The organism is Streptomyces sp. DSM 120436, from assembly GCF_055778765.1.
The window spans coordinates 913621-936886 of sequence record NZ_JBSKBS010000002.1; the positions used below are offsets into that span (position 1 = coordinate 913621).

Consider the following 23266-nt stretch of genomic DNA (forward strand, 5'->3'; position numbering starts at 1 on the left):
GCGCTACCAGCTGGTCTTCCGGGAGAGCTGCCACAGCATCATGATCGTGGACGGGTCCAGGGCGCGCTCGGCGCCCGAGATGTCCCGGCTCGCCGCCACGTACTGCCGGCCCTGCCACAGCGGGAGCAGCCGCACGTCGTCCACGAGGATCTCCTGGGCCTCCTCGAACTGCTTCACCACGTTGCCCCGGTCGCTCTCCCGGCGTGAGCTGGGCAGCAGGTCGTTGACGATCTTCTTGGCCGCGTACGGCGTGCCGAGCGCGTTCTGCTCGCCGACGAACGGGGCGATGAAGTTGTCCGCGTCCGGGAAGTCGGGGAACCAGCCACGGCCGAACACCGGGTACTCGCCCTTCTGGTAGCCCTCGACGTAGGTCTTCCAGGGGCGGCTCTTCAGCGTGACGTCGAACAGCTCCGACGCCTCCAGCTGCCGCTCCAGCTCCTTGAACTCCAGGGCGGTCTCGGAGCCGTAGCGGTCCGAGGTGTACCAGAGGGTGAGCGGCACCCGCTCGGTGATGCCGGCGTCCCGGAGGATCTTGCGGGCCTTGTCGGCGTCGGGCTCGCCGAAGTCGTCGAAGAAGCCGGTGGTGTGTCCGGTCAGGCCCTTGGGGACCATCGAGTACAGCGGGTCGACGGTGTCCTTGTAGACCTTGTGCGCGATCGCGGCGCGGTCGACGAGCTGCGCGATCGCGTGGCGCACCGCCTTCTTCCCGGCCCACGGGTCCTTCGGGTTGAACACCAGGTAGTTGATGTCGGTCCCGGTGCCGTCGATGAGCTGGATCTCCTCCTCCTTGGAGGTCCTGCCCTGCAGCTCGACGATGTCGCCCGCGGCCAGCCCGCGGTAGGTGAGGTCGATGCGCTTGTCGCGCAGCGCCTCGACCATCTCGCCCGAGTCCTGGTAGTAGCGGATGGTGACGGCGTCGTTCTTCCGCTCGGCGTACCCCTGGTAGTGGTCGTTGCGGACCAGCCGGGCCTCCTTGCCCTCCTCGTACGACTGGAGGGTGTACGGGCCCGATCCGACGACGCTCTTGTCCTTGCGGAGCGATCCCGCCGGGTAGGAGTCGGGGTCGACGATCGACATCGCGGGGGTGGCGAGCACGAACGGGAAGGTGGCGTCGGGCTTGTTGAGGTAGAAGACCACCTCGCGCTCGCTCGGCGCCTGGACCCTCTCGAGGCTGCCCAGCAGACCGGCCGGGCCGCCGTTGACGTTGATCTGGCGGATCCGGTCGATCGAGTGCTTGACCGCCTTGGCGTCCAGCTCGCCCCCGTCGGAGAACGTCAGGCCCTCGCGCAGCTCGCAGCGGAACACCTGGTTGGAGGTGTCGGAGAACTCGCAGCTCTTCGCCGCGTCCGGCTGCGGGGTCGTCGCGCCGATCGGGTAACTCAGCAGCGTCTGGTAGATGTTGCGGAACAGCTCCCAGGAGCTGTCCCAGGACGCGGCAGGATCCAGCGTGCTCGGCGAGCTGGTGGTTCCCACGACGATGGGGTCCTCGTCCTCCGGGCTGTCGGACGACAGGACGCCGCATCCGGTCACCAGGGACGATATGGACGCGATGGCCGCCACCCGCCGCAGGCATCGGTTCCGGTTGAACACGCGCACGCTCCTCGATCTGCCGTACCAAGGGTCGGCGAACGATACCGCAGTGACACGCCCGCCGACCCTGCCCTGGAAGGGGGTTGAGATCAACTGGCGGATGACTACGTTGTCACGCGTGTTCCGGCCTCACATCGCCGGCACGGGCGCCGTTTTCGTCAACGGCGCCCGTGCCGGACGGGGCGGTCGTGACCCGTGTGCACGCGTGGTGCGCACAGCGGACCGGCGCTGCGGGTACGGGTCAGCCGACGCCGGCGTTGAGGAAGATGCCGCCGTCGACGACCAGGGTCTGGCCGGTGACCCAGGCGGACTGGTCCGAGGTGAGGAACGCGGTCGCGCCGCCGATGTCGGACGGCACGCCGAGCCGGCCGAGCGGGTAGGACGCGGCGGCCTCCTCCTCCCGGCCCTCGTACAGCGCCTGGGCGAACTTGGTCTTCACCACCGCCGGGGCGATGGCGTTGACCCGCACCTTCGGCGCGAACTCGTGCGCCAGCTGCTGGGTGAGGTTGATCAGCGCGGCCTTGCTGACGCCGTAGGCGGCGATGAAGGGCGAGGGCGCGATGCCCGCGACGGAGGCGATGTTGACGATCGCCCCGCCGTTGTCCTTCTGCCAGGCGTGCCAGGTCTTCTGCGCGAAACCGAGCGCGGAGACCACGTTGGTCTCGAAGACCTTGCGCGCCACGTTCAGGTCGAGGTCGGCGATCGGCCCGAACACCGGGTTGGTGCCCGCGTTGTTGACCAGGTAGTCGACCCGGCCGAAGGCCTCCATCACGCGCTCGACGGCGAGTGCCTGGTGGGCCTCGTCGTGCGCCTTGCCGGCCACGTGGATCGCCCGGTCGGCGCCGAGCTTCTCGACGGCCTCCTTGAGGGCGTCCTCGTTGCGTCCGGTGATGCAGACCCGGTCGCCGCGCGCGACCAGGGCCTCGGCGACGCCGTAGCCGATGCCGCGGCTGGCGCCCGTGATCAGGGCGACCTTGCCGGTGGGTTCCACTGTCGTCATGTCCGGTTCCCCTAGTCGAGCGGTCCGCCGGCCACGTACAGCACCTGGCCGGAGACGAAGCCGGCCTCGTCCGCGGTGAAGAAGGCGATGGCGCCCGCGACGTCCTCGGGCTCGCCGACGCGGGCGACGGGGATCTGGGTGGCGGCGGCGGCCTTGAAGTCCTCGAAGCCCATGCCGACGCGGTCGGCGGTGGCCTTGGTCATCTCGGTGGCGATGAAGCCGGGGGCGACGGCGTTGGCGGTGACGCCGAACTTGCCGAGCTCCTTGGCGAGGGTCTTGGTGAAGCCCTGCAGACCGGCCTTGGCGGCGGAGTAGTTGACCTGGCCCCGGTTGCCGAGCGCGGAGGAGGACGACAGGTTGACGATGCGGCCGAAACCGGCGTCCACCATGTGCTTCTGGCAGGCCTTCGACATCAGGAAGGCACCGCGCAGGTGCACGTTCATGACGGTGTCCCAGTCGGAGACGCTCATCTTGAACAACAGGTTGTCGCGCAGCACGCCCGCGTTGTTGACCAGGATGGTCGGCGCGCCGAGCTCCTCGGCGACGCGCGCGACGGCCGCCTCGACCTGCGCCTCGTCGGAGACGTCACAGCCGACGGCGATCGCCTTGCCGCCGGCTGCGGTGATCTTCTCGACGGTGTCCTTGCAGGCGGCCTCGTCGAGGTCCAGCACGGCGACCGCGCGGCCCTCGGCGGCCAGTCGTACGGCGGTGGCGGCGCCGATGCCGCGCGCGGCGCCGGTGACGACCGCGACCCGCGCTTCAGTGGTGGACATACCTGCTTCTCCTCGCCTTGGGATGCGGCTCCTGCGGCCGGCTCGAATCGATGAGCGACCGCTTAGTACCTTCAGCAGACGTGACGCTAGAAGCCCTGGCACCCGGTGTCAACGGCGCACCGCGCGTGTGTGATCCATTCCCCGCGCCCGGCCGGGCCCGTCCGGCACCCGATCGGCCCAGCGCTGCGCGCCGCCGCGGCGGGCGGGACCTAGCGTCGAAGCGCGAACCCCCGCGGCCGGAAAGGAGGCGTTCGATGCGCCGTCGCACCGGTGCCCTAGGCACGCTGATCGCGCTCGCCGCGATCGTGCCGATGGCCGACCTCGCCCACGCCCAGGACCTGGACTGCGGCGACTTCACCTACCAGGAGGACGCGCAGACCTTCTTCGAGACGGACCGCAGCGATCCGCACCGGCTCGACGAGGACCCCGGCCCGGACGACGGCATCGCCTGCGAGGCCCTGCCGCGCCGCGGCCTGACCTCCTCCACCTTCCGCCCGGCCCCGTCCTCGCGCCCGGCGACCCCGACGACGGCGGCCCCGACGACGGCCGCTCCGACGTCTGCGGCCCCGCCCCGGACGCCGACCGCGACCGCCGCGGCGTCACCGACCCGCTCCCCGGGCCCGACCGCGACGCCCACGCGGACCTCCGCCGCCGCCACGCCGACCCGCGGCGTCCAGGGCGGTCTGGGCGGCTCCTCGGGCAACGGCCCGACCACCTGGGACGTGGGCATCGGCGCCACGTTCGTGACGGGCTCCCTGCTCGCCACCGGCTACGTCGTCCGGCGCCGCCGCGTCTGACGACGGCTCCCGGCCCGCGTCCACCCCGGCCCGCGTCCGGCGCACCCCGCATCCGCCCCGCCCCTCCCCGCGTCCGGCGCGGCGACCGCCCACCCGGCACCGCGTGCCCTAGCGGACCAGCAGGTCCAGCAACCGCTCCGTCTCCGCCTCCGGGTCGGCCGTGAGGCCGGTGTGGACCGGGCCCGGCTGGACGATCGTCGAGCGGGGGGCGACCAGCCAGCGGAAGCGGCGGCCCGCGTCGTCGTGGGCCGCCTGGCCCGCCGGGTCGCCGCCGGCGCAGACGTCCTCGACCGCGCGCAGCGCGGCCCGTACGCCGGGCACGTCGGCGGCGGGGTCGAGGGCCAGCAGCCGCGCCTCGTCGAGGTGGGTGCGGGCCCCGGCGTAGGACAGGGGCCGGCAGTACACCAGCACCCCCGCGTTGATGCGCTCGCCGCGTTCGATCCGCGGCACGACGTGCAGCAGGGCGTACTCGTAGACGTGCAGGTCGCTCACCGGTCCCCCTCGAGGCCCTCGATGCGGTGGTGGATCCCGTCGGCGCGGGCGAGCAGCGGGCGGGCGTAGGCGCGCCGGAGGTCGTCGGGGCTGTCGAAACCGGGTTCTCCGGCCAGCCAGACGTCGGGGATCTGGGCGGTGACCTCGGCCAGCAGGTCCTCGGTGACGCGCGGGGCGAGGTCCGCGGCCGCCGCGGCGACGTCCGGCGCGGCGCCGCGCAGGGCGTGGTCGGAGGCGTCGTAGGGGCGGGCGGCGGAGGTTTCGGCACCGGGCCAGTTGTGGTGCCAGATCATGGTCGCGCCGTGGTCGATGAGCCACAGTTCCCCGCGCAGGTGCAGCATGTTGGGGTTGCGCCAGGAGCGGTCGACGTTGTTGACCAGCGCGTCGAACCACACGATCCGGCCGGCCTCCTCGGAGCTCACCTCGAAGGCGAGCGGGTCGAAGCCGAGGGCGCCGGAGAGGAAGCGCGTCCCGAGGTTGGTGCCGCCGCTGGACTTCAGCAACTGCTGGACCTCCGGGTCGGGTTCGCCGAGCCCGAGCACCGGGTCGAGTTCCACGGTGACCAGGCGCGGCACCCGCAGCCCCAGCCGGCGGGCCAGTTCCCCGCAGACGACCTCGGCGACGAGCGTCTTGCGGCCCTGTCCGGCACCGGTGAACTTCAGCGCGTAGGTGCCGAGGTCGTCCGCCTCGATCAGTCCCGGGAGCGAGCCGCCCTCGCGCAGCGGCGCGATGAATCGGGTCGCGATGACTTCCTTGAGCATCGCCCCAGGCTACTGGCGTGTCGCCGCACGTAGGAGGCGGCCCGGTGGCGGCCGCAGGTGACCGACAGGCGAACGACAGCGCCGGCTTACGCCCCTCCGACCGCGCGTGGGCGAAGCTGTCGGCGCTGCTTGAACAGCGTGGGCCCGCTGACCGTACCTGTTCCCAGACCATGCTCCATCCCCGGAAGGGACACACCGGCATGACCGTATCGTTCCAGCCCGCATCGGGACCCGCCCGCCGTACCGTGGTGGCGGCCGCGGGGGCGGCCGGCCTCGCCGTGGCGCTGACCGCGTGCGGGGGTTCCGACGACGACGCGCCCGCCTCGGCGGGGTCCGGCGGCGCGGCGGACGACGCCGCGAACGGCGGCGGCACCGCCGACGGTTCCGGCGGGGACGCCGCCGGCGGCACGCCGCTCGCGTCGACCGCCGACATCCCCGAGGGCGGCGGCAAGGTGTTCGCCGACCAGCAGGTGGTGGTCGTCCAGCCGTCGGCGGGCGAGTTCAAGGCGTTCTCCGCGACCTGCACCCACCAGGGCTGCGCGGTGAAGAGCGTCTCCGACGGGCTCATCAACTGCCCCTGCCACAACAGCAACTTCTCCATCGCCGACGGCAGCGTGAGCAGCGGTCCGGCGACCAAGCCGCTGCCCGCGGTGCGGATCACCGTCGACGGCGACTCCATCACCCTCGCCTGAACCAACGCCGCCCGTGCACGATGGGGGAATTCCGTGCACGGGCACAAGCACAGCAGGACCGCAGGAGGGGCCGTATGACCGCCACGCAGCGCCGGGGTCGCAAGATCATGATGACGCCCGGGGAGCTGGACGACTTCCTCACCGAGCAGCGCACCTGCCGGGTCGCCACGGTGTCCGCCGACGGCATGCCGCACGTGAGCGCCCTGTGGTTCGTGTGGGACGGAGGCTCGATGTGGCTGTACTCCGTGGTGCGCAGCAGGCGGTTCGCGGATCTGCGGCGTGACCCGCGGGTGGCGGTCGCGGTCGACACGGGCGAGGAGTACGGCGAGCTGCGCGGCGCGGAGCTCGCCGGGCGGGTGGAGTTCGTGGGCGAGATCCCGCGCACCGGCGAGCTGCGGGCGGAACTGGACGTACCGGAGACGCTGTTCGCCCGGAAGTACTTCGGCCTGGACGAGATGCCGCACGACGGCCGGCACGCGTGGCTGCGGCTGACCCCGGAGAAGGCCGTGTCCTGGGACTTCAGGAAGCTGTCGCACCCGTCCTGACCGGCGCGGCATCCTCCGGGACGGTGGCCGGGGGGATGCCGTCCCCGGGGGCGTCCCCGAAGCGCTCCCCCGCCGCCCGCAGCGCCCGCACCGCCGCCCGGATCGACGGGCGGCGGTCGGCGTCGGCGCGCCAGACGACGAACACGTGCCGCCGGATGCGCTGCCGCAGCGGCACGGTCACCACCCCGCCGGGCAGCGGGTCGCGGCCCAGCAGCGGCGCGATGCACACCCCGAGCCCCGCCGCGACCAGGTTGAGCTGGGTGTGGCTCTCGGCGGCACGGTGGGCGACGATCGGTTCGACGCCCTTGGAGCGCAGGGTGAACATCAGCCACTCATGGCAGAACTCGCCCTCGCCCCAGGTGATCCACTCGTCCTCGGCCAGCTCGGCGAGGTCGATCTCCGCACGGCCCGCGAGCGGATGGCCGGCCGGCAGCGCGACGTCGGCCGGGTCGTCCAGCAGCAGGGCCTTGACCAGCCCGTCGGGCAGCGGCATCGGCTTGTTGTACCAGTCGAGCACCACCGCGAGGTCGAGGTCGCCGCGGACCACGCCCCGGATGCCGTTCTCGGGCTCCAGCTCCCGCGACCGCACCCGCAGGGCCGGGTGCCGTTCCCGCAGGCCGGCGAGCGCGAGCGGGAACAGTCCGCGGGCGGCGGTCGGGAAGGCGGAGATCCGCAGTTCGCCCGCGACCTGACCGCGCTGCGCCTCCAGGTCGGCCTGGGCCAGTTCCACCTGGGACAGGATGCGCGCGGCGTGTTCGGCGAGCAGCCGGCCCGCGTCCGTGAGCCGCACACCGCGCCCGTGCTTGGCGAGGAGCCGCTGGCCGACCTCGCGTTCCAGCTTGGCCATCTGCTGGGAGACGGCCGAGGTGGTGATGTGCAGCCCCTCCGCCGCGCCGCTGACCGAGCCGTGCCGGGCGAGGGCGTCGAGGGTGCGCAGGCGCTCCAGGTTCAACATGTAAGCGATGCTACGAGATACCGCGTGCGAATTCTCGATTGTGCTACGAGATGAGTCTGCTTCATCGTTACCGGCATGAGCAGCGTCACCGCGACCACCACCACCGCGCCGGATCCGGCCGGATCCGCCCCCGCACCCGCCCGTCCCCGCCTCGACTGGCGGCTGCGCTTCGCCGCCCTGTCCCTGATCTGGGGCTTCAGCTTCCTCCTCATCAAGGTGGGCACACAGGGCTACGCCCCGTTCCAGGTCACCCTGGGGCGGCTGGCGTTCGGCACGGCCGTGCTGGCGGTGGCCATGGCGGTGCGGCGGGAGGGGCTGCCGCGCGGCGCCCGCACCTGGGGGCATCTGGCGGTCGCCGGTTTCCTGCTGAACGCCCTGCCGTTCTCGCTGTTCGCCTTCGCGGAACTGACGATCCCGTCCACCCTGGCCGGCATCTGCAACGCGACCTCCCCGCTGTGGGGCATGGCGCTGTCCCTGGTGGCACTGCGCGAGGACCGGCCGACCCGGGTGCGGGTGGCCGGGCTGGCCCTGGGCTTCCTCGGGGTGCTGACCGTGCTGGGGGCGTGGCAGGGCTTCGAGGGCCTGGACGCGCGCGGCACGACCCTGGCCCTGATCGCCTCGCTGAGCTACCCCGTCGGCTGGATCTACGTGCGCCGCACCCTCGCCGGCAGCAGCCACTCCCACCTGTCGCTGACCGGCGGCCAACTGCTGCTCGCGACGGTGCAACTGGCCATCGTGACCCCGTTGTTCACGTCGGCTCCGTCGGGCCTGGCGGTCGGACCGCTGCTGGCGATCGCCGCGCTGGGCACGCTCGGCACGGGCCTGGCGGTCCTCGTCCAGTACGGCATCGTCGCGGAGGTCGGCCCGACCACCGGCCAGATGGTCACCTACTTCGTCCCGGTCATCGCCGCCGCGGCCGGCGTCCTGCTGCTGGGCGAGACGCTGACCTGGTCGACACCGGTCGGCGCGGCAGTGGTTCTGGCGGGCGCGGCGCTGACGCAGGTGAGACCGAGACGGCGGACGTGACGGGGCGGGGCCCCGTACCGACGGAGGCGGCACCGACCCAGGTCGAACCGAGACAGCCGGCACGGCGGGGCGGGGCCGTCGTCCCTCAGGCGTGGGTCCGCCGGTCCCCAGCACCGGGCCGCACGGCCGAGGCGATCGCCTCGGCCAGCGGTTCGATCTCCGCCTCCGTGAGCGTGGAGACGGTGACGCGGATGCCCGGCGGCGTGCTCATCCGGAAGCGCGCCCCGGGCGCCACCGCCCAGCCGGCGTGCAGCAGCCGGGCGACCGCCCCGGTCTCGTCGGGGACCGGCACCCACAGATTCATGCCGCTGCGCCCGTGCGCCGTGATCCCGCGCCGTCGCAGCGCCGAGGCCAGCGCGTCCCGGCGCCGCCCGTAGCGCGCCGCGACGGCCGCCGGGTCCACCGCGCCGTCGGCCCACAGCCGTGCCACCGCGCGCTGGACGGTCAGGCTGACCCAGCCGGGCCCGAGCCGCTGCCGGCCGCGCACCCGGTCGAGGGTGAGCGCGTCGCCGGTGAGGATCCCGAGGCGCAGATCGGGCCCGTACGCCTTGGCGGCCGAGCGGGAGAAGGCCCAGCGGTGCGTGGCGCCCGCGAGGGCGTGCAGCGGCAGGTCGACGATGTGATGCCCGTGGTCGTCCTCGATCAGCAGCGTCTCGGGGTGGTCGGCGAGCACCGCGCGCAGGGCCTGGGCGCGTGCGGCGGTCAGCGCGGCGCCGGTCGGGTTCTGTGCGCGGTCGGTGACGATCAGTGCCCGCGCCCCGCCCGCCAGCGCCCCGCGCACGTCGTCGGGCAGCGGTCCCTCGTCGTCGACGGCCACCGGCACGGTGCGCAGGCCGAGCGCGGGGACCAGGTCCAGCAGACTCCCCCACCCCGGGTCCTCCACCACCACCGCGTCCCCGGTCCGCAGATGGGCGGCGAGCACCCGCTCCACGGCGTCCAGCGCGCCCGAGGTGACGGCGAGCGGGCCGTCCGGCACCCCGTCGGCGTCCAGCCCGGCCCGCGCCAGCCGCTCCAGTCCGGGATCGACGGGGGCATGCCCGTACAGCACCGGCTCCCGGTCGCCCCGCGCCGCGGCGGCCGCGAAGGCACCGGCCAGCGCGGGCAGCAGCGCGGGGTCGGGATTGCCGTCGGACAGGTCGCGCACGCCCGGCGGGGCCTCCACCCGGATCAGTTCGCGGGCGGTGGTGGCCGGCTTGGGCCGCACCCGGCTCCCCCGCCGGCCCGCGGTCTCGATGACCCCGCGCTCGCGCAGGGTCCGGTACGCGGCGGCCACGGTGTTCGGGTTCACCCCGAGTCGCTCGGCCAACTCCCGCATGGGGGGCAGTAGTTCACCCGGCTGCAGGGTGCCCTCCGCCACCGCCCGCTCGATGCTCGCGGAAATGTCCGCTGCGCGCCGCCCACTGATCCGATACTCTCCTATCACAAATCTCATTATGCACTAGTACAATGGAGCTGGCCATGCAGGGGCCCCAGTCACCGCAGCGGCGACCCGACGCCGCCTACACGCCCACCGCGCGCACCGTCCCCACCCGCGCCGCCCAGCGCGCGGGGTACGACAAGGACGTGGTGCACGCGATACTCGACGAGGGTTACGTCTGCCACCTCGGCTTCGTCCGGGACGGCGCCCCGGTCGTCCTGCCCACGCTCTACGGCCGCGTCGGCGAGGTCCTCTACGTCCACGGCTCCACCGGCTCCCGCCCGCTGCGCACCGCCGCCCGGTCCGACGAGGGGCTCCCCGTGTGCCTCACGGTCACTCACGTCGACGGCCTGGTGCTGGCCCGCTCCGCCTTCCACCACTCGGTCAACTACCGCTCCGTGGTCGTGCACGGCACGGCGTACGACGTGACCGACCCGGAGGAGAAGCGGCGGGCGCTCGACGCCCTGGTCGACCACGTCGTGCCGGGCCGCGCCGCCGACTCCCGCCCGGCCGACAAGAAGGAACTGGCCGCCACGGCGGTGCTCCGCCTCCGCCTCGACGAGGTCTCCGCCAAGGCGCGCACCGGCGGTGTCAACGACGAACCCGAGGACCTGTCCCTGCCCCACTGGGCGGGCGTCCTCCCGGTCCGCACGGTCTACGGCACCCCCGAGCCGGACCCGGGCCTGGCCCCCGGCGCCGAGGTCCCCGGCTATCTGACGGCCTTGTGATGCCGCCCCCTTGGACGCACCGCGCGACGCCCCCTGGCGACGGTGGTCCGCCACCCGCGGCCTCGGCCGGCTCGCGGTCAAGGGCCCACCGGACGCACCGCCCCGCGTCCGGCCCCCGCCCTTCGCCCACGACGCCGACCGCGGCGAGGCGGTGACGCACCTCGCCCGCTCCGGCCGGCGACCGAGGCCGCTCCGGACCTCCTGCCGGGCGTGGCCGACGCCTACCCGTCCGTCCCGGCCCCCGGCAGGCCGAGCCCGGTTCCCCGGCCGGCCTCTGCGCCGCCGTGCGGGCGCGCTGCCGCGCCCGCCTCGTGGACGACCCGGCGGAGGGGACGGCATCGCTGAACCGCCGGGTCGGCCACGTCCAGCCGGAGGACGGCTCCGCACCGGGCGAGGCCCCGTACGGGAGACTCCTGTCCGGCGTCCGCGGCCTCCGGCTGGAAGCGACCGACGTCCGGGCCGAGTCCGCGGACGCGGGCAAGCGGTCGCAGACGGTCCGGGACCGCATGGCCGACGGCCTGTCGGAACGGGGTTCGCGCGGGACGCGGCAGCACGGGGACACGTCCTGCGGGCGGGGTCGCTGATGCGGCGGTGACACCCGGCGGCCACGGGCGGGACGCCGCCGGTCGACCGGCGGCGCCCTCGCTCACCTCAGGCCGGGACGGTGTCCCCCCGCGTTCCACGGGCGGCCCGCGCGTCCCGCGCCTCGCCGACCGCGAGGCCCGCCACCGACCCCAGCATCAGCAGGGTGCCGACCAGCGTCGCCGCCGTGAGGTGTTCGCCGAGGAGGACGACGGCCAGCACCGCCGCGCTGACCGGTTCGAGCAGCATGATCACGGACACGGTCGCCGACCGGACGACCGCGGCGCCCGCGAAGTAGAGGCCGTAGGCCAGCGCGGTCGGCACGGTCGCGACGTAGGCCAGCAGGAGCAGCAGGGTGCCGGGCGCGTCGGTGTGCGGCAGCAGCCCCTCGACCGCGGCGAACGGCAGAAGTACCAGGCTGGTGACGGCGAACGCACCGACGGTCGCACCGGACGAGTCGGTGCCGCCGTCCCGCCCCCACCAGCGGGTGAGCAGGGTCATCGCGGAGTAGCCGACGGCGGACAGCAGGGCGAGCAGCACCCCCACCGGGTCCACGGTCGCGCCCCCGCCGCCCAGGACGAGCACCACGAGTCCGACGAGCGCACCCGCGACGGACGCGAGGCCGCCGCGCCCCAGCCGCTCCCCCATGGTGAGCCGGGCGCCGACGGCGATCAGCACCGGGCCGGCGCCCAGGGTGACGACGGTGGCCACGGCGAGCCCCGTCGCGGAGACGGCGGCGAAGTACGCGGTCTGGAAGACCGCGAGCCCGATGCCGGTGGCCACGGCCCGCGCCACCCGGCGGCCCGGCGGCGCGGGGGCGGTGACGCGGGACCGCCCGAACAGCAGCCGCGCCGCGTACAGCACGGCGAGCCCGGCGGCGCAGCGCCAGAAGGACAGGGCGACGGGGCCCATGTCGCTGGTCCGGTAGACCAACGAGGCGGCGGCGCCCGCGGTGCCCCAGGCGGCGCCGGCGACGACGAGGTAGATCAGGCCGCGCCCGACGGGCAGGCCGGAGACGTTGTTCGACACGTGTTCTCTCTCCGCAGAGGCGCGCACCACGCGTCGGCGTGGGCGCGGACGTTCGGAAGGGAGCCCGGCTCAGGCCCGGCCGGGGCCGGGGAACCGGGGTCCGCTGACTTCGTCTGCGGGCAGCACCGCGACGCCCGGCACGCTGCCGGGCGCATGCGCCGGAGGACCCGCCTCAGGCGGCCGGCGGCGGGAGAACACGTGCGCGCGTATGCATGATCAGCACCTTAGGCGGTGGTTCCCGGCGTGGACAACTCCCGTTCGCGGCCGCCGCTCGCGACGGGTTCCTCGGAGGGCTTCGCCGGAGCGGAGGACTGGGCGATGAGGGCGCCGGTCAGCACGACCACGCCGCCGACGATCTGCGGCGCCGACAGGTGCTCGCCCAGCAGCACCCAGGCGAGGACGGTGGCGATGACCGCTTCCAGACAGGCCACGACACCGGCGACCTGCGGCGAGAGGCGGCGCACCGACAGCACCCCGGTGGCGTACGCGGCGACCGTGGCGATCAGGACGATCCAGCCCAGCAGCAGGAAGGCGGCGACGGGCGTGCCGTCCATCGCGGCGGTGCCGGTGAGCACGGACCGGTCCATGGACCAGGGCCGGGCGATGACGGTCAGCACGGCGGCGCCGATGAGCAGCCCGTACGCGATGACGCCGAGCGGGTCGGGGGCCTCCTCGCTGTCGCTGCCCTGGTCGGACAGGACGAAGTAGCCGACCTGGCAACAGGCGGCGCCGAGCGCGAGCGCGAGTCCGAGGGCGTCGAAGCCGAGCCCCGCCCACACCTCGACGACGCAGGCCAGCCCGCCCACGGCGAGCACCGCGCCGACGGCGGCGGCGCGGGTCACCGGCCGCCGTTGCACGAACCGCACCCAGCCGAGGACGAGCGCGGGCGCCAGGTACTCGACGAGCAGCGCGACGCCGACGGGGATGCGGGAGATCGCGGCGAAGTAGCAGGCCTGCACACCGGCCACGGCGAACAGCCCGAACCCGGCGAGCAGCGCGGGGCGGCGGCGCAGCAGTCCGCGGTGGCGGACGGCCAGCGGCAGCATGACGAGAGCCGCGCCCGCCACCCGCAGCCACACGACGTGCAGCGGGTCGAGTCCCGCCTCGATCAGCGGCTTGGCCGCCACGCCGGAGCCGCCGAAGGCCACGGCGGACACCAGCGCGAGGGTCAGCCCGGCGCCTCGGGCGCGTGAGCTGCGGGGAGGAGCTGTCGTAGACACCGCCACATGATGACAGCCTTCGACAGGACCGTCACCCCCCGAGGCACCTGTCGTCCCACGTCCTCCGCGGGCGCGCGGAACCGCACGGAGGGGGCCGGGGGGCGAAGCCCCCTCCCACGGAAGGGGAGGAGAAAAACCCGCCCCCGCGACCCACCGCTCAGCCCGCCGGACTCCGGTCCGCCTCACCCGTGAGGTCATGGGGATCCACCCCGGCCCGCCGCAGCACCTCGACAGCCCGCGCCTGCGGATCCGCGACGAGCGCGGCCAGCAGATCCGTCCCGCGGACCGCCCCGCCGCCCCGGCGAGCGGCCCGCTCGCGCGCCCGCTCCACACAGCCCGCCGCGAGCGGCGAAAACCCCGCCGCCCCCTCCACGACCGGCAGCCCGTCCGAGTCCTCGACGGCCCTCTGCCACCTCAGTCCGTAGCCGATGCTGCGCTGCACCAGATACCCGAGCAGCCGAGCCCCCGTGGGTCCCTCACCGAACGCGGCCCGCACCCCGGGGTCGGACTCGAGCAGGGAGTGCAGCAGATGCGCGGTGTCGATCTGCCGGTCGCCGTCCCGGACCACCCTGCGCCGGGCGCCGGCCACCACCGCCGCCAGCTCCGGGCCGAGCCCGGCGTCGTCGTCCGCGCCGCGCGCGGCCTGCGCCTGGGGCCACTGGGCCTGCTGCCGGGGGACACGGGTTCGCACACCTCCCACCCCATCAGTCCGGGCAGCCCGGCACATCCCCGGCGCGACGCATCTTGGCGTCCCACGGGAAGCGGACACGGCGTGGCGAAATCTCCTCCCTGGGAACGAGATCAGAACGCACACACCTAAGGGGCGCACGCCACCCCTTGGGTTCTAGGAGTCGTTGCAACACCCCAGTTCAAGGGGTGCGATGGACTTCGAGATCCGTAAGGACCGGACGAGGCCTCAGGGCAGGAAGAAGCTCACTCGGGAGCGGGAGGCATACTCCCGGCTCATGCAGCAGGGTGTGAGCAACCGGGAAGCGTGCCGGATTGTCGGGATCGACGTGCGGACCGGCCAGAAGTGGCGCAACGGACGTCACGCATACGGAAACCGGAAGGCGCTGCCACCGATCAACGCGGTGGCAGCGCCTTCCGGGCCGTCCCGCTACCTGCGCGAGGAAGACCGCATTCACATCGCCGACCGGCTGAGGGAGAAGGCGACTGTGCGGGCGATCGCCGCGGAGCTGGGCCGCAGCCCGTCCACCATCAGCCGGGAGATCCGCCGCAACCGCCACCCGGGCAGCAGTGCCTACCGGCCGCACGCCGCCCAGGCCCGCGCCGATGCCCGCCGGCCCCGGCCCAAGACCGGCAAGATCCGCCAGAACCCCGAGCTGCGGGACTTCATCCAGGACCACCTGGACATACGGTGGAGCCCGGAACAGATCTGCCAGGCTCTTCGGACCCAGTTCCCCCACCGGCCGGAGATGCACGTGGTCCACGAAACGGTCTACCAGGCCCTCTACGTCCAGGGCCGTGGAGAGCTCCGCCGTGAGCTGGCCCGCGCCCTGCGCACCGGACGTGCCCGGCGCACGCCCCGCCGCCAGGCCCAGCAGCGCCGGCCCAGGTTCGCCACCCCCATGGTCATGATCAGCGAGCGCCCGGCCGAAGCCGAAGACCGGGCCGTGCCCGGCCACTGGGAGGGTGATCTGATCATCGGCAAGGACGGCAAGTCGGCCATCGGCACCCTGGTCGAGCGCGCCACCCGCTACGTCATGCTGCTGCACCTGCCCGGCGACCATGGCGCGGAGAGCGTCCGGGACGCGCTGGTCACCACGGTCCAGACCCTGCCCAGCCACCTCCGACGGTCTCTGACCTGGGACCAGGGAACGGAGATGGGCGGCCATGGCGCGTTCACCGTCGCCACGGACGTCCCGGTCTACTTCTGCGACCCGGCCAGCCCCTGGCAACGCGGCTCGAACGAGAACACCAACGGCCTGCTCCGGCAGTACTTTCCCAAGGGCACCGACCTCTCGGTCCACACCCGCGAGCACCTCGACGCCGTGGCCGCCGAACTCAACGGCCGCCCACGCAAAACGCTCGGCTGGGAGACCCCAGCCGAGCGCCTGCATAAACTACTCGCGGCCTGATCAACACGACCACGTGTTGCGACGACCCCTGGAAACCGCCCCCAGCGCACGCCCCCAAACTCTCCCGCCGGCCGTCGGCCGTCGGTTCAGTGCTCATCCGCGAGGATCAGATACAGCTTCTTGCGGGCCTCGTCGACGACGGCGAGCGCCTTGGCACGCTGCTCCTTGCTCCCCGTCCTCCAGACCTGCCCGAAGGCCTCCATCAGGCCGAACCCGGCCTGCCGGACCTCGCTCAGCGCCTCCCAGTCCACCCCGCGCGAGGCCTCTTCCCAGGGCGCCTCCGGACCGTCCTCGGCGGCCGTGCGGCCGGCCTCGGTGAGGGAGAACAGCTTCTTGCCGCCCTCGGACTCGCCGATGATCAGGCCCTCGTCCTCCAGCAGCTGGAGCGTGGGGTAGACCGATCCGGGGCTGGGCTTCCACGCCCCGCCGCTGCGCTCGGCGATCTCCTGGATCATCTCGTAACCGTGCATCGGGCGGTCCTTCAGGAGAGCCAGGATCGACGCGCGGACGTCACCGCGCCGCGCCCTCCCCCTGGGCCCGCCGCGCCCTCGGCCGCCCCAGGGGCCGCCGTGGCCGAAGCCGGGACCGAAGAGCCCCCCGGGTCCGCCCGGACCACCGGGACCGAAGGGCCCGAAGGCCGCCCGCAGCCGTTCGGCACCGCCCCGCCCGCCCCGCGGGCCACCGTGTCCGTGCTCGTGACCGTAGGTACGCACCGCACCCATCCCATCCCGCCGTTGATCCATTGCGATATCTCAACGATATATCGGAACCAGCCGACCGACAAGGCCCTCGACCCCGGGGCCGCCCGCCCGCCCTCTACCGTCTGGGCATGCGGATCCGAATCGTCGATGCCTTCACCGACCGTCCCTTCAGCGGCAACCCGGCCGGGGTGCTGCTTCTCGACGCCTTCCCGGACGACTCCTGGCTGCAGGACGTCGCCCTGGAGGTCAACCACCCCGAGACGGCCTTCGCCCACCCGCTGCCCGAGGGCGGCGAGGCCGACTGGGCGCTGCGCTGGTTCACGCCGGTCACCGAGGTGTCCCTGTGCGGCCACGCCACGCTCGCCACCGCGCACGTCCTGCACACCACCGGCGCCCACAAGGGCCCGGTGCGGTTCGCCACGCGCAGCGGCGTGCTGGTCGCCGAGGAGGAGGAGGAGGAGGAGGACGGCTCCGTCACCCTGGACTTCCCCACCGCCCCGCTCACCGCCGTCGACGTGCCCGAGGGCGTCGCGGAGGCGCTCGGCGCGCCCGTCCTGGCCGCCTTCGACACCGGCCCGAACGTCGGCGACCTGCTGGTCGAACTGGCCGACGAGCGGACCGTGCGCGCCCTGCGGCCCGACCACAAGGCTCTGAAGACCTACTCCGAGCGCGGGATCATCGCCACCGCCCGCGCCGGGCACCCGGACGCGGCCCACGACTTCGTCTCGCGCTGCTTCTTCCCCAACGTCGGCATCGACGAGGACGCGGTCACCGGAAGCGCCCACACCGCGCTCGCCCCGTACTGGTCGCAGCGGCTCGGGCGTGCCGTCCTCACCGGGCTCCAGGCCTCACCGCGCTCCGGCCTCGTCCGCACCGAGGTGCGCGGCGCCCGCACCCTGCTCGGCGGCCGGGCGGTGACGGTCATCGAGGGCGACCTGCTGGTCTGACCCCCGGCACGACGAAAGGGGCGTACGACCGGCCGGCCCGTACGCCCCCCTCCGCCCGGCTCACGCCGTCGGCAGCCAGTCGACCTTGCCCGCGAGCAGCGCGTAGCCGACGAACGCGCCGATGTCGAGGAACGTGTGCGCGGCCACCAGTGGCCCGACGCGGCCCCAGCGGCGGTACAGGTAGACGAACACCACGCCCATGACCATGTTGCCGATGAAGCCGCCGATGCCCTGATAGAGGTGGTACGAGCCGCGCAGCAGCGCGCTGCCCGCCATCGAGGCGGTGGGCGACCAGCCGAGCTGGTCGAGCCGGCGCAGCAGATAGCCGACGACGACGACCTCCTCGAGGATCGAGTTCTGCGCGGCCGACAGGATCAGCACGGGGTACTTCCACCACACCTCGGGCAGCGCCTCCGGCACCACGGTGAGATTGAAGCCGAGCGCGCGCACGGCCAGGTAGAAGGCGATGCCGCTGCTGCCGATGACCGCCGCGATCACGGCGCCGCGGCCGAGGTCGGACCAGGGCCGGGCGCGGTCGAAGCCGAGGACGCGCAGCCCGGCGCCCTCCCGCAGCAGCAGGTGCGCGACCAGGGCCACCGGCACCAGCGCGGTGGTGATGCCGAACAGCTGCCAGGCGAGGTCCAGCCAGGGGCGGCCCGGCGCGGCCGAGGCGTTGAGGGTGGCCGCCTGGTCCTTCAGACCGCCCGGCCTGGTGACCGAGCCGATGAAACTGATCAGCGCGGACACGCCGCTCGCGCCGAGCGACAGCGCGAGGACGAGCAGTGTCTCGTCGCGCAGCGTCCGCCGCGAGAGCGTCCGCTCCCGATACGCATCGCCCCCCGGGCCCGCCGCCTCCGCCTGCACCCCTGCCTCCCCATCACCGATCGGTCCGATCAGTATGAAGGCAGGACCTGTGCGGCCGGCCGCGGGTCCGGGGCGGCGGTCAGGCCCTCGTCGGCACCGGTTCGGGCAGCCCGACCGGCCAGGTGTGCACGGGGTCGCCCTGCCGGGTCAGCTCGCGGTAGCGGCGGGTGGTGGCCGCCAGCGCCTCCTCCCGGCCGAGCCCGAGGTCCAGCGCCCGGTGGAACGTGGCGGTCTGCCAGGACGCGCCGTTCACCCGCCGTCGGCAGCGTTCCTCGATCACCCCGAGGTACCGGTCCCGGTCGGCGGGCTCGATCCCCCACGCGTCCAGCCCGGCCTCGGCGAGCGGCAGCAGCTCCTCCCGTACGAGGGTGACCGCGTCCACCTCGCCCAGGCCGCCGAGGCGTCCGCGCCGGGGCCAGGTGAAGCGGGCGTCGATGCCGTCCTTGCAGGCGGCGTCGAAGTTGGCGGCGGCGGCCTCGAAGGGCAGCCGGCTCCACACCGGGCGGGCGTCCTCGGCGAGGGCGCGGACGACGCCGTAGTAGAAGGCCGCGTTGGCCACCACGTCGGTCACGGTCGGTCCCGCGGGCAGCACGCGGTTCTCCACGCGCAGGTGGGGCACGCCGTCGGCGATGTCGTAGACGGGGCGGTTCCAGCGGTAGATGGTGCCGTTGTGCAGGACGAGTTCGGCGAGCGAGGGCACGCCGCCGCGGTCCAGCACCTCGAGCGGGTCCTCGTCCTCGCAGATGGGCAGCAGGGCCGGGAAGTAGCGCAGGTTCTCCTCGAAGAGGTCGAACGCCGACGTCACCCAGCGCTCCCCGAACCAGGTGCGCGGCCGCACACCCTGCGCCTGCAGCTCGGGCGGGCGGGTGTCGGTGGACTGCTGGAACAGCGGCGGCCGGGACTCGCGCCACAGCTCGCGGCCGAACAGGAAGGGCGAGTTGGCGCCGACCGCGATCTGCGCGGCGGCGACGGCCTGCGCCGCGTTCCACACGTCGGGGAACCGTTCCGGCGTGACCTGGAGGTGCAGCTGCACCGAGGTGCAGGCGGCCTCCGGGGCGATCGACTTCGACGTGCACCTGAGGTGCTCCACGCCGTCGATGTCGAGGGTGAAGTCCTCACCGCGCGCGGCCACGATCTGATCGTTGAGCAGCGCGTAGCGGTCGACGTCGGAGAGGTTGGAGGAGACGAGGTCGTCACGGTCGAGCGTCGGCAGAATACCGATCATCACGATACCCGCGTCCACCTCTTCGGCCTTGCGGTCGGCGTAGGCGAGCGAGGTCCGCAGTTCCTCGTCGAGCTGGTCGAAAACGCGCCCGCCCAGCCGGTGGGGGGCGATGTTCACTTCCAGGTTGAACATCGCGAGTTCCGTTTGGAAGTCACGGCTCGCGATGCGCTCGAGGACTTGCGCATTCAACATTTTCGGCATGCCGTCGGCGCCCGCGAGATTGAGCTCGATCTCCAGCCCCATCAGGTTCTTGGGGCGGTCGAACCGCTTCTCCGTCAGGAGTCGCTCCAGGCCCGTCAGGCACCTGTGGAGCTTCTCGCGGTAGCGCTGGCGATCGGACAGGTCGAACTGACCCGCCACGACCTTTTCCCCCATCGAAGCGTCCCTCCTCGGATGGCGTACCGAAGATCGGCCGCCGGGGTCCCGGTCCACAAGCAAGGATGCCCCGCGGATGCGATCGATAACGCCCCGGATCCGTGTGGCGCCCGCTACTCTGTCGAGGTGTCCAGTGGCACATTCACGAGGCAATACGCGGGAAGGCGCATCGACACGCGGTTGCGAACTCGTGAAAAACGCCGACCGGAATAGGCCGACCGTACGGCGGTCACGGCCCGAGGTCAGTGCGGTGAACCCTTTGGGAAATCGGCATCTTTTTCGCATATCGCCGACCTGAAATATCCTTGCTCGGGTCACCGGGAAGAGCTAGACGAAACATAGTCTCAACCCGTGTCGTATAAACTCCCTGCACAAGGCAGATCCAGGTTGGCGCCCACGGTCGAGTGATCCAGCCGTGAGACGGCGTGCGGCTCTCCTCACCCCCGTCTCCCGCTCAGACCCTCCGGCCCCTGCCTCTCTGACCTTCGCGAGCTGACAGCGCCGTCCGCACCGCACGCCCCGCCCTCGCGCCACTGTGCCTTCGAATGAGAGGCGACCCACCATGCCGCTGCACGTACCCCCGGCTCCCGCGCCCGCACTGCGTTCCGTCCTGACCGCGCTCTCGTCGCCGACCGCCGTGCGCGACGCCCGAACTCCCTCGCTGCTCCGCGCCCAGGGGCCCGTCTCACCCGAGCTCCCGCTGCCCGTGCACGTCCTCGACCGGGTCACCGCCGACGGCGAGACCTCGACGACGCTCGCCGGGTGGCGTTTCCTGATCCGTACCGGCGATCGCGCGGCGGCCGCCGCCGACACCGTGCTCACCGCCGACGGATGGGCCTTCTCCCGCTTCTTCGAAGGCCCGTACATCACGTCCACCGAACTCGCGCTGCGTCAGGCGGAGGCCATGGCCCAGCCGTACCAGCCCCGGCTGCTGTCGGTGCCCGGCCTGTACATGCTGGCGCTGTGGCTGCACGGCGACACGGAGGCCGACGGCGCCGCCGGCGTCCCGGCCGCCGACGACCTGCTGGTGCCGCTGGCCCCGGCCCCGCCCGGCATCGCGGCCCACCGGCCGCACCGGGTCACGGACCTGCTCCCGGTGCTGACCCACCGCGTGACGCCCACCCGGCTGCTCGGCTCCCCGGCCTGACCCGCCCCCTGCACGCACCCCGCCGCCCGCGCCCCGGACGGCGGGGTACGTGCGTCGGGCGACGGGGAGCGCGCGTACGGACTAGCCCCATCCGGCCACTACGAACCACCCGAAAGGACAGTGCAGTTGGGATGAACCGTCCGCGTGGGTGACGCGTCCTGAACCGGTGAGGAGCGGTGCCGCGAAATGCCTGCGGATCCTCGTCCGTGGGGCAACACTGGATCCCGACCGACTCATCACCACGGGGGCGGCCATGAACGACGATTCACGCCGCGCGACTGACACGACAGCCCACTCACAGGTCATCACGGAGCGAGAGAACCCACCCATGTGCCAGCACCAGCCACCGTGCCCCTCAGCCGACTCCGCCGACCGGGAATCCGCCCGTCTCGTGGCGCACCACCCGGAGCAGGGCTGGAGCCTGCTGTGCAACGGTGTCGTGCTCTTCGAGGACACCGGTGAACTCCTGCCCGACGGCAGGGTCATCGCCCCGCAGCGGTCCCGGGGCGCCACGCTGACGTCCGCCTGAGCAGGGCCGGGCGACACAGGGGCCGGACCGCGGGACGCCCCCGCGACCCGGCTCCGCAGCGTGTGCCCGGCTCCTCACCCGCCGCGGTCCCGCGGAAGGGCACGGTGACGGCCGCCCCGGAAGGCACAGGCGGCGGCCGCCGTGTGACCGGCGCCGCCTTTCCCCACGCGCCCGTTCTCCGGAAGACTTCCGGAGGTTTCGCGGGTTCCGTCTCGGAGGAGGGGCAAGTGGCAGCACAGGAGGCCGACGCCGGGAGCAGGGTCACGATCACCGAGATCGCCCGGCAGGCCGGGGTCTCCGTCCCGACCGTCTCCCGCGTGGTCAACGGCCGCTCCGACGTCTCCCCGCAGACCCGCGCCCGCGTCGAGGACCTGCTGCGCCGCCACGGCTACCGCCGCCGCCCCGCATCCCCGCCCTCCCGCGCCGCGCTGCTCGATCTGGTCTTCAACGACCTCGACAGCCCCTGGGCCGTGGAGATCATCCGCGGGGTCGAGGAAGAGGCCCACACCGCCGGGGTGGGCACCGTGGTGTCGGCGATCCACGGGCGTTCCGGCGACGCGCGCGAATGGATCCGCAACCTGCGGGCACGCGCCTCCGACGGCGTCATCCTCGTCACCTCCGCCCTGGAGTCCTCGCTGCACGAGGAACTGCGCATCCTGGGCGTCCCGCTGGTGGTCGTGGACCCGGACGGCTCCCCCGGCCTGGACGTCCCCACCATCGGCGCCGCCAACTGGTCCGGCGGCCTGGCGGCCACCCAGCATCTGCTGTCCCTCGGGCACCGCAGGATCGGCCTGATCGCCGGCCCGCCGCGGCTGCTCTGCTCCCGGGCCCGCCTGGACGGCTACCGCGCCGCGCTGGAGGGCGCGGGCGTCACCCCCGACGACACCCTGGTGACCCCGGGCGACTTCCGTCCCGAGTCCGGCTACGCGGGCTGTCACACCCTGCTGGACCTGCCGGAACCGCCCACGGCGATCTTCGCCGCCAGCGACCAGATGGCGCTCGGGGCGATCGAGGCGCTGCGCGTCCGGGGGCTGCGGGTGCCGCAGGACATGAGCGTGGCCGGCTTCGACGACCTCCCGGAGGTGCGCTGGTCGGCTCCGCCGCTCACCACGGTCCGTCAGCCGCTCGCCGACATGGGCGCCCTCGCCGTCCGTACGGTGCTCCGCCTCACCCGCGGCGAGCAGCCGGACTCGCCCCGTGTGGAGCTCGGCACCGACCTGGTGGTGCGCGCGAGCACGGCGCCGCCCGCGTCGTAGGCGGTACGCCCGCGCCGGCCGCCGCGCCCTATCGTGACCGGCATGCAGTCCTACACGATCGGCCAGGCAGCGCGGCTGCTCGGCATCAGCCCCGACACCGCACGACGCTGGGCGGACGCGGGACGCCTCACCACCCGACGCGACGACGCCGGACGACGAGTGATCGACGGCCGCGCCCTGGCGGCGTTCTCCGTCGAGCTGGCCAAGGCGGCCACGGCCGAGGAGGACGCCCCCTACACCTCGGCCCGCAACGCGTTCCCCGGCATCGTCACGGCGGTCAAGCTCGGTGACGTCGCGGCCCAGGTGGAGATCCAGGCCGGACCGCACCGCCTGGTCTCCCTGCTCACGCGGGAGGCGGTCGAGGAACTGGGCCTGGAGGTCGGCGTGGAGGCCACGGCCAGGGTGAAGTCGACGAACGTCCACATCGACCGCACCTGACACACAGCACCTACGGAGACTCACATGCGAACCCTGTCCGCGCTTGAGCCTTGCTCATGCGGCAAGGCAGGCACTCTT

The 23266-nt window shown here is 73.3% G+C and carries 24 protein-coding genes; 11 read left to right on the top strand and 13 right to left on the bottom strand.

Going from position 1 to position 23266, the window contains the following annotated elements; all coding sequences use genetic code 11:
- Nucleotides 1-3: 3 nt before the first annotated feature.
- From ACWH4W_RS26140 to fabG, 3 genes are all read right to left on the bottom strand, one after another.
- Complete coding sequence (locus ACWH4W_RS26140; protein WP_473078297.1) at nt 4-1590, bottom strand: ABC transporter substrate-binding protein; 1587 nt, start codon at nt 1588-1590, stop codon at nt 4-6.
- Between the two features lie 241 nt (nt 1591-1831).
- Nucleotides 1832-2590 carry an SDR family oxidoreductase gene (locus tag ACWH4W_RS26145; RefSeq protein WP_473078298.1) on the bottom strand — a complete coding sequence of 253 codons (759 nt, stop codon included), beginning with the start codon at nt 2588-2590 and terminating at the stop codon, nt 1832-1834.
- 11 nt (nt 2591-2601) lie between these two features.
- The gene (fabG, locus tag ACWH4W_RS26150) at nt 2602-3363 is read right to left on the bottom strand and encodes a 3-oxoacyl-ACP reductase FabG (protein ID WP_473078299.1); all 762 of its coding nucleotides are present in this window, start codon (nt 3361-3363) and stop codon (nt 2602-2604) included.
- Between the two features lie 254 nt (nt 3364-3617).
- Between fabG and ACWH4W_RS26155 the strand changes: the two genes are divergently transcribed.
- Entirely contained in the window at nt 3618-4160 is a 543-nt protein-coding gene (locus ACWH4W_RS26155; RefSeq protein ID WP_473078300.1) for an excalibur calcium-binding protein, read from the top strand.
- Nucleotides 4161-4268: 108 nt separating this feature from the next.
- Here ACWH4W_RS26155 and ACWH4W_RS26160 read toward each other — a convergent pair whose 3' ends face one another.
- Nucleotides 4269-4652, bottom strand: a complete 384-nt coding sequence (locus tag ACWH4W_RS26160; protein ID WP_473078301.1) for a DUF3037 domain-containing protein — start codon at nt 4650-4652, stop codon at nt 4269-4271.
- Nucleotides 4649-5413 (bottom strand): HipA family kinase, encoded by a 765-nt coding sequence (locus tag ACWH4W_RS26165; RefSeq protein WP_473078302.1) that lies wholly within the window; start codon nt 5411-5413, stop codon nt 4649-4651. Before ACWH4W_RS26165 ends, ACWH4W_RS26160 begins: the two co-directional genes overlap by 4 nt.
- Nucleotides 5414-5613: 200 nt before the next feature.
- Between ACWH4W_RS26165 and ACWH4W_RS26170 the strand changes: the two genes are divergently transcribed.
- Entirely contained in the window at nt 5614-6105 is a 492-nt protein-coding gene (locus ACWH4W_RS26170; RefSeq protein ID WP_473078303.1) for a Rieske (2Fe-2S) protein, read from the top strand.
- Between the two features lie 74 nt (nt 6106-6179).
- Nucleotides 6180-6650, top strand: a complete 471-nt coding sequence (locus ACWH4W_RS26175; protein ID WP_473078304.1) for a pyridoxamine 5'-phosphate oxidase family protein — start codon at nt 6180-6182, stop codon at nt 6648-6650.
- Here ACWH4W_RS26175 and ACWH4W_RS26180 read toward each other — a convergent pair.
- Nucleotides 6625-7605 (bottom strand): LysR family transcriptional regulator, encoded by a 981-nt coding sequence (locus ACWH4W_RS26180; RefSeq protein WP_473078305.1) that lies wholly within the window; start codon nt 7603-7605, stop codon nt 6625-6627. The genes ACWH4W_RS26175 and ACWH4W_RS26180 overlap by 26 nt on opposite strands.
- A gap of 75 nt (nt 7606-7680) precedes the next feature.
- On the opposite strand from ACWH4W_RS26180, the gene ACWH4W_RS26185 reads away from it, so the two are divergent.
- The gene (locus ACWH4W_RS26185) at nt 7681-8631 is read left to right on the top strand and encodes a DMT family transporter (RefSeq protein ID WP_473078306.1); all 951 of its coding nucleotides are present in this window, start codon (nt 7681-7683) and stop codon (nt 8629-8631) included.
- An 85-nt stretch (nt 8632-8716) separates the two neighbouring features.
- Here the strand turns inward: ACWH4W_RS26185 and ACWH4W_RS26190 are convergent, their stop codons facing one another.
- A complete protein-coding gene (locus tag ACWH4W_RS26190) occupies nt 8717-10054 on the bottom strand; it encodes an aminotransferase class I/II-fold pyridoxal phosphate-dependent enzyme (RefSeq protein ID WP_473078307.1) in 1338 nt (445 codons plus the stop codon).
- 35 nt (nt 10055-10089) lie between these two features.
- Here ACWH4W_RS26190 and ACWH4W_RS26195 point away from each other — a divergent pair, with 35 nt between their 5' ends.
- Nucleotides 10090-10776: a pyridoxamine 5'-phosphate oxidase family protein gene (locus tag ACWH4W_RS26195; RefSeq protein WP_473078308.1), complete on the top strand. Its 687-nt coding sequence runs from the start codon at nt 10090-10092 to the stop codon at nt 10774-10776.
- A 651-nt stretch (nt 10777-11427) separates the two neighbouring features.
- Here ACWH4W_RS26195 and ACWH4W_RS26200 read toward each other — a convergent pair.
- The 3 genes from ACWH4W_RS26200 to ACWH4W_RS26210 form a co-directional block, all read right to left on the bottom strand.
- Entirely contained in the window at nt 11428-12387 is a 960-nt protein-coding gene (locus tag ACWH4W_RS26200; protein ID WP_473078309.1) for a DMT family transporter, read from the bottom strand.
- Nucleotides 12388-12611: 224 nt separating this feature from the next.
- Nucleotides 12612-13613, bottom strand: coding sequence for an EamA family transporter (locus tag ACWH4W_RS26205; RefSeq protein WP_473078310.1), 1002 nt, complete (start codon nt 13611-13613; stop codon nt 12612-12614).
- Between the two features lie 151 nt (nt 13614-13764).
- On the bottom strand, nt 13765-14298 hold the full coding sequence (locus ACWH4W_RS26210) for a peptidase (protein WP_473078311.1): 534 nt from the start codon (nt 14296-14298) through the stop codon (nt 13765-13767).
- Between the two features lie 190 nt (nt 14299-14488).
- On the opposite strand from ACWH4W_RS26210, the gene ACWH4W_RS26215 reads away from it, so the two are divergent.
- A complete protein-coding gene (locus ACWH4W_RS26215) occupies nt 14489-15706 on the top strand; it encodes an IS30 family transposase (RefSeq protein ID WP_473078312.1) in 1218 nt (405 codons plus the stop codon).
- Between the two features lie 86 nt (nt 15707-15792).
- Here the strand turns inward: ACWH4W_RS26215 and ACWH4W_RS26220 are convergent, their stop codons facing one another.
- On the bottom strand, nt 15793-16428 hold the full coding sequence (locus ACWH4W_RS26220) for a PadR family transcriptional regulator (RefSeq protein ID WP_473078313.1): 636 nt from the start codon (nt 16426-16428) through the stop codon (nt 15793-15795).
- Nucleotides 16429-16535: 107 nt separating this feature from the next.
- Here ACWH4W_RS26220 and ACWH4W_RS26225 point away from each other — a divergent pair, with 107 nt between their 5' ends.
- Entirely contained in the window at nt 16536-17354 is an 819-nt protein-coding gene (locus ACWH4W_RS26225) for a PhzF family phenazine biosynthesis protein (protein ID WP_473078314.1), read from the top strand.
- A gap of 60 nt (nt 17355-17414) precedes the next feature.
- Here the strand turns inward: ACWH4W_RS26225 and ACWH4W_RS26230 are convergent, their stop codons facing one another.
- Nucleotides 17415-18218: a CPBP family intramembrane glutamic endopeptidase gene (locus ACWH4W_RS26230; RefSeq protein WP_473078315.1), complete on the bottom strand. Its 804-nt coding sequence runs from the start codon at nt 18216-18218 to the stop codon at nt 17415-17417.
- 79 nt (nt 18219-18297) lie between these two features.
- On the bottom strand, nt 18298-19818 hold the full coding sequence (locus tag ACWH4W_RS26235; RefSeq protein WP_473078316.1) for a glutamate-cysteine ligase family protein: 1521 nt from the start codon (nt 19816-19818) through the stop codon (nt 18298-18300).
- Between the two features lie 562 nt (nt 19819-20380).
- Here ACWH4W_RS26235 and ACWH4W_RS26240 point away from each other — a divergent pair.
- The 4 genes from ACWH4W_RS26240 (at nt 20381) to ACWH4W_RS26255 (ending at nt 23188) form a co-directional block, all read left to right on the top strand.
- A complete protein-coding gene (locus ACWH4W_RS26240; RefSeq protein WP_473078317.1) occupies nt 20381-20965 on the top strand; it encodes a hypothetical protein in 585 nt (194 codons plus the stop codon).
- Nucleotides 20966-21293: 328 nt separating this feature from the next.
- The gene (locus ACWH4W_RS26245; protein ID WP_473078318.1) at nt 21294-21494 is read left to right on the top strand and encodes a DUF5999 family protein; all 201 of its coding nucleotides are present in this window, start codon (nt 21294-21296) and stop codon (nt 21492-21494) included.
- Nucleotides 21495-21721: 227 nt separating this feature from the next.
- Nucleotides 21722-22750: a LacI family DNA-binding transcriptional regulator gene (locus ACWH4W_RS26250; protein ID WP_473078319.1), complete on the top strand. Its 1029-nt coding sequence runs from the start codon at nt 21722-21724 to the stop codon at nt 22748-22750.
- Between the two features lie 42 nt (nt 22751-22792).
- Nucleotides 22793-23188, top strand: a complete 396-nt coding sequence (locus ACWH4W_RS26255) for a TOBE domain-containing protein (protein WP_473078320.1) — start codon at nt 22793-22795, stop codon at nt 23186-23188.
- The last annotated feature ends 78 nt before the right edge of the window (nt 23189-23266 follow it).